Origin of the sequence: Streptomyces sp. FH025, assembly GCF_017427025.1 — a bacterium.
GTDB lineage: Bacteria > Actinomycetota > Actinomycetes > Streptomycetales > Streptomycetaceae > Kitasatospora.
In genome coordinates, this window is sequence record NZ_JAFLNG010000694.1 from 1 (window position 1) to 4,036 (window position 4,036).

3 protein-coding genes are annotated in these 4,036 nt (G+C 72.6%); 2 read left to right on the plus strand and 1 reads right to left on the minus strand.

Annotation, left to right across the window (positions count from 1 at the left end; translation table 11 throughout):
- Both kdpB and J0670_RS32185 read left to right on the plus strand, forming a co-directional pair.
- Nucleotides 1-1,690 (plus strand): potassium-transporting ATPase subunit KdpB (gene kdpB / locus J0670_RS32180; RefSeq protein ID WP_207815567.1); only part of this gene is annotated, 1,690 nt, incomplete at its 5' end.
- Between the two features lie 157 nt (nucleotides 1,691-1,847).
- A complete protein-coding gene (locus tag J0670_RS32185) occupies nucleotides 1,848-2,333 on the plus strand; it encodes a universal stress protein (protein ID WP_207815568.1) in 486 nt (161 codons plus the stop codon).
- A gap of 46 nt (nucleotides 2,334-2,379) precedes the next feature.
- Here the strand turns inward: J0670_RS32185 and J0670_RS32190 are convergent, their stop codons facing one another.
- On the minus strand, nucleotides 2,380-3,675 hold the full coding sequence (locus J0670_RS32190; RefSeq protein WP_207815570.1) for an esterase family protein: 1,296 nt from the start codon (nucleotides 3,673-3,675) through the stop codon (nucleotides 2,380-2,382).
- Between the last annotated feature and the right edge of the window lie 361 nt (nucleotides 3,676-4,036).

The window sequence follows — 4,036 nt, forward strand, 5'->3', positions numbered from 1 at the left end:
CGTGCTGGTGCCGGCCGGCGAGGTGATCCCGCAGGACGGCGAGGTGGTCGAGGGCGTCGCGAGCGTCGACGAGTCGACGATCACCGGGGAGTCCGCGCCGGTGATCCGCGAGTCCGGCGGCGACCGTACGGGTGTCACCGGAGGGACGAAAGTGCTCTCCGACCACCTCGTCGTGCGGGTCACCTCCCGGCCCGGGCAGAGCTTCGTGGACCGGATGATCGCCCTGGTCGAGGGCGCCGACCGGCAGAAGACCCCGAACGAGATCGCGCTGAACATCCTGCTGTCCTCGATGACCATCGTCTTCCTGCTCTCGGTGGTCTCGCTGCAGCCGATGGCCATCTACGCGCACGCGCCGCAGACCACGATCGTGCTGGTCGCGCTGATGGTCGCGCTCATCCCGACGACGATCGGCGCCCTGCTGTCCGCGATCGGCATCGCCGGCATGGACCGGCTGGTGCAGCGCAACGTGGTCGCCCTCTCCGGCCGGGCCGTGGAGGCCGCCGGGGACGTGGACGTCCTGCTGCTCGACAAGACCGGCACCATCACCCACGGCAACCGCCGGGCGGTCGCCCTGCACCCGCTTCCCGGCGCGACCACCGAACAGCTCGCGGAGGCGGCCCAGTTGGCCTCCGTCGCGGACGAGACGCCGGAGGGGCGCTCACTGGTCGAATTGACGAACCGTCAGTACTGGGTGCCGCCGCGCTCCCCCGGCGAACTGGGCGAGCAGCGGCCGGTGCCGTTCACGGCGCACAGCCGGATGAGCGGCGTCGACCTGAGCTGGCCGGACGGCACCGGCTGCCTGATCCGCAAGGGCGCGGCGAGCGCCGTCGCCCGCTGGGTGGTGGACTCGGGCGGGCGGCTGCCGGCGGAGGCCGAGCCGCTGGTCGGCCGGATCGCCGAGGCCGGCGGCACCCCGCTGCTGGTCGCCGTGCACGACCGGCACGGCGCCCGGGCGCTGGGGGTGGTCGAGCTCAAGGACGTGGTCAAGGAGGGCATCGCCGAACGCTTCGCCGAGCTGCGACGGATGGGCATCCGCACCGTGATGGTCACCGGCGACAACCCGCTGACCGCCAAGGCCATCGCGGAGGAGGCCGGGGTGGACGACTTCCTCGCCGAGGCCACTCCCGAGGACAAGCTCGCCCACCTGCGGCGCGAGCAGGCCGCCGGGAACATGGTCGCGATGACCGGCGACGGCACCAACGACGCGCCCGCGCTCGCCCAGGCCGACGTCGGCGTCGCGATGAACTCCGGCACCCCGGCCGCCAAGGAGGCCGGCAACATGGTCGACCTCGACTCCAACCCGGCGAAGCTGATCGACATCGTCCGGGTGGGCAAGCAACTCCTCATCACCCGGGGCGCGTTGACCACCTTCTCGATCACCAACGACGTCGCCAAGTTCTTCGCGATCATCCCCGCGATGTTCTCCGGCTCCTACCCAGGGCTGCACGACCTCAACATCATGGAGCTGCACAGCCCGACCTCGGCGATCGCCTCCGCGATCATCTTCAACGCGCTGATCATCGTCGCGCTGATCCCGCTGGCGCTGCGCGGCGTGCGCTACCAGCCCGCCTCCGCGACCGACCTGCTCCGGCGCAACCTGCGGGTGTACGGGCTGGGCGGGCTGATCCTGCCGTTCCTCGGCATCAAGGCGATCGACCTGCTGATCCAGTTCGTGCCGGGACTGGGCTGAAACCCCACGACCCGCCGGGCCTGTCAGGAGGCCGTCAAGATGTGTGCGACCGGCGTCATGGTGGTGTCAGCGCCGGTACGCACGGCCCCCCTGCGGGGATTCACTGGTCCGGAGAGTTCATCCGAGAGTTCATCCGGAGAGACGGAGGCGAACGGCCATGACCGGGACCACCCGAGTGATCGTCGGCCTGAGCGGATCACTGAGCAGTCTGGCCGCCCTCTACCACGCCGTCGGCGAGGCGGCCCGGAACGCGGCCGTGCTGGTGCCCGTCGCCGCGTGGACGGTGAGCGACCGGGACGACCTGCGCCCGCTCTCCGAGCTGGAGCACGCCGCCCGGCGGCGCCTGGACATCGCCTTCGAGCAGGCCTACGGCGGCTACCCGTCCGGGCTGGTCATCCACCCGCTGGTGGTGCACTCCGAACCGGGGCCGGCCCTGGTCGGCGCCGTCACCGGACCGGGCGACCTGCTGGTGCTCGGCGCCGCCACCCGCCGCCGCTTCGACCGGCTGCGCGGCGGCTCCGTCGCCCGTCACTGTCGGCACCGGGCGGGCTGCCGGGTGGTGGAGGTCTCCCCCTCGGCGCTGCTGACCCGGCTCGAACTGCCCGCCCGTACCGGGGCGCCCCTCCCGCTGCTCGCCCGCTGAGACCGTAAAGGGCCGTTGAGGGCCGTAGAGCCCACCGAGGACCTCCTCAGCGCGGGTCCGGCAGGTGGGCGCTGAGCCAGCCGAGGGAGGGCGGGATCAGCCGGTTCCAGGTGGTGAAGTTGTGGCCGCCGGTGTTCACCGTGGCCTGGGCCACCACCATCGGCGGACGGGCGGCCGCCGCGAAGGCCGTGGAGTCGGCGTAGGTCGTCCCGTCCTGCTTGCTGTCGGCGAGCAGCACCGCGAGCTCGGGCGTCGGAAGGTGGGCCAGCCGCCAGTTGAGGTCGGCCCGGTCACGGCGCTGCCGGTCGCCGCCGAAGAGGTCGCCGGTGGTCACGTCCTCCGCCGCCTTGAAGTAGCCGGAGAGCGAGACCGCCACCGGGAAGGTCCGCGGGTGCACCATGCCGAGCTTGACGGCGCAGTACCCGCCGGTCGAGTCGCCCATGACGCCCAGACTGCCCTCGTCGCCCAGCACCCGGTAGGTGGCCCGCAGGTCGGCCGGCACGTCGGTGGTGAAGTAGCTCTGCGCCTGCGGGCCGCCCGGGACGTCCTCGCACTCGCTGTCCCGGGGCATGCTGGGCGAGGGCCGCATCAGCACCAGGACGATCGGCTTCATCTCCCCCTTGCGCAGCAGGTCGAGTTCGGTGGCCGGGTAGCGCAGCTTGGTGACCAGGTTGGTGGCGTCGCCGGGGAAGCCGGTCATCACCAGCACGGCCGGGAAGTGCCGGCCCTCGTTGCCGCGCTGGAAGTACTGCGGCGGCAGGTAGACGTACCCGTCGGTGCTCAGCCCGGTGGTGGTGCCGGGCAGCCGGACGCGGTCGAGCCGGCCGATCCGGGCGGGCTCTCGGCCGACCGATCCCGTGCCGGTGATCTCCGCCGGGCCGAAAACCTGCACCCCGGCCGGCGCGCCGCCCACGGCGCCCGTACCACCGGCCCCGCCCTGGCCGCCCCGACCGGGCTGGCCGGGCTGGCCGGGCTGGCCGGGCTGGCCGGGCTGGCCGGGCTGGCCGGGCTGGCCGACGTGACCGGGGTGGCCGGTCTGACCGGCGTGACCGGCCGGCGGGCCAGGCCCGGCCCGCAAACCTCCGCCGTCCTGGATGACGCCGACGCCGCGCTCGCGCCCGAGCAAGTCGGACCAGCTGCTGTAGAAGACGAAGTAGTCGTTGACGGCGAGCCCGAGCGTGGCCAGCAGGGTGAGCTGGGTGAGCACGATGGTGCCGAGCCGCAGGAACATCGCGGGCCAGCTGCGGACGGCGAGCCGGGGCCACACCCAGAGGGTGCCGAACACCGTGAACACCACGAGCAGCGTCATCAGCGCCAACAGCTTGTGACTGGTGAGTCCCATCGGTCCCGGCCTCCCCTACCACTGTGGACCACCGGCCGGGAAAGCGAACCCCCTACCTGGAGTGCCCGTCGCGACACCGTACGTCGCCAGCACCGATGGCCGCACGCCCGGCGCCGGGCGGCCCACCCGCCAACTTCGACAAGGGTGTCGAACTTGGCATGCCCGGGCTATGCTGTCGAGAAGTCCGAAGGTGAGTCTGCCCCCGTCGACGACCGCGCCGCCCAGGCGCGCCCGACCGGAAGGAGGCCAGACGCGTGGACCGCGACAGGCCGGGCCGCGATCGAGCCCGCTTCCACTCCAGCGCCCGAACCGGCGGGTCCGCCTCCGGCGGAACTCAAGCTCCCCGGTGACATTCTGACGG